1 protein-coding gene is annotated in these 1,413 nt (G+C 34.5%); it reads right to left on the reverse strand.

What is annotated here, in order from left to right:
* Positions 1-745 precede the first annotated feature (745 nt).
* Positions 746-1,288 (reverse strand): 5' nucleotidase, NT5C type, encoded by a 543-nt coding sequence (locus IDG60_RS14085; RefSeq protein WP_000197262.1) that lies wholly within the window; start codon positions 1,286-1,288, stop codon positions 746-748.
* Positions 1,289-1,413 lie beyond the last annotated feature (125 nt).

The following is a 1,413-nucleotide window of genomic DNA, read 5'->3' on the forward strand; positions in this document are numbered from 1 at the left end:
ATGCCACTAAAATGATTGATGTTGTATTTTAAATCATAGTGGTTTATGCGTCTTTTTCAAATTCTATAAAAAATCGGATGACGTGTAATCTGCCATAGATTAACACATTCATCCGATTTATAATAATGAGATAGACTAACATTTATTGAGAGCGGGACGGAAATGATAAAGAACGACTAATGATTGATTATGTAGCGATTCTTTATCATTAGTCAAAGCTAATGTGTACTTAAAAATAGGAGGGAGTGGGACAGAAATGATATTTTCGCAAAATTTATTTCGTCGTCCCACCCCAACTTGCATTGTCTGTAGAAATTGGGAATCCAATTTCTCTGTGTTGGGGCCCCGCCGGCAAGGTTGACTAGAATTGAAAAAAGCTTGTTACAAGCGCATTTTCGTTCAGTCAACTACTGCCAATATAACTTCGTAGAGCATAGAACATTGATTTATGTCCCACTCCCATAAGAAATACTAATTTCTAAAGAAAAAGTATTTCTTTATGTTGGGGCCCACCCCAACTTGCATTGTCTGTAGAAATTGGCGTTCCAATTTCTCTATGTTGGGGCCCCGCCAACTTGCATTGTCTGTAGAAATTGGGAATCCAATTTCTCTATGTTGGGGCCCCGCAGTCAACTACTGCCAATATAGTGTTGTAGTGTCTAAGACATAAAAGTTCATCTCAGTCACAATTACTTTATAGCCTATCCATCATCTTTTCTACATGAAATTTTTCAAGTGATATATTTTATTTCTCAATATTATCTAAAAAATACTGTTCTACATCTTTCCAGCTATTTACGCGTTCAAATCGATCATCATTAATATTATGCACTGCTGTAAACATAATCGGTGTACCAGTAAAAATTTCAAGCTGTCTAGGATTGTCATCTATTAAATAATCAGCTTTAACGATGTTTTTTCTACCACAAAAAACAAAATGCTGAGGATCTAAAAATGGAAAGAACTCTAGTAACCATTCATATTTATCACTAAATGATGTTGGTACATCCATTGCTGCTGTAGCAATATATACATCATAATGTTCAGTTAATTTTTTCACAACTTCTTGTGCATGTGGCATCACTTTAAGATGTCTGAAGAAGCCTGGTTCTCTCAATACTTCTGTAATTAATCCATCATGTTCAGGAATAACATGTTTAAGTTTTTGACCATTCAAAGCTTCCATTTTAATACCTAAATCCGCTCTAAAATTGACAGCATCAATGATTTCTCCTAATGTATCTGCCAATACTTCATCCATATCAATCGCGATTGATTTACGGGTCATTTTAATCTTCTCCTCAAAATATCAGTATTGATTCAGTATAGCAAAAAAGCAATTGATACAAAACAATATCATCTATTGTTGCTTTTTACACTGAATACTCTCACCTCATCATTCACACTGCATTG

The sequence above is a fragment of the Staphylococcus sp. EG-SA-2 genome, assembly GCF_017152085.1.